1 protein-coding gene is annotated in these 584 nt (G+C 33.4%); it reads right to left on the reverse strand.

What is annotated here, in order from left to right; genetic code table 11:
* Nucleotides 1-385: 385 nt before the first annotated feature.
* A partial coding sequence (locus tag BTHG_RS26030; RefSeq protein ID WP_010280176.1) for a transposase occupies nt 386-584 on the reverse strand: 199 nt, incomplete at its 5' end.

Below are 584 nucleotides of genomic sequence, written 5' to 3' on the forward strand. Positions count from 1 at the left end.
GTATTTAAAAGAATAATTCAGTAATCGTGGCTATTATGTGATTTGTTTAATAAAAAGAGTTCTATAAGGAACTGTATTGATATATCGGTAAATTGAGAAATAATAAATGGTATACCGGAAAAGACATAAACGGTATATCGCCAAATCGAGAAACAATAAATGATATACCGAAAACAGCTTAATCGATATATCACGCAGCCGAGAAACAATAAATGGTATACCCCAAACGTCAGAAAGAGGTCTACAAATGTAAAAATTTAAGTCAAGTCCTTAGTTTTGTGTAAAATTTATCTACAGTGTTCCAACCATATTTAGTTTGTTTGTATATTTGTGGTATTTGGAAGGGGTACCCCTTCCAAATACCACAAATTTTCGCTCCGCGCGATTACCCTTGGTTAATATATCTTTTCTTATTCAGTTGAAGTTGTTCGTTCTCCATTAGTAAAGCCCCAATAAGACGGAAGGCTGACTGTGTGTTAGGAAAAATTCGAATAACTCTTTCTCGTCTTCTAATTTCTTGGTTTAATCTTTCAAGCGCATTAGTACTAGAGATGTGTAATTGAAACTTTTCCGGTTCATTTAAG

The sequence above is a fragment of the Bacillus timonensis genome (assembly GCF_000285535.1).
Classification (GTDB): Bacteria; Bacillota; Bacilli; order Bacillales; family Bacillaceae_L; genus Ferdinandcohnia; species Ferdinandcohnia timonensis.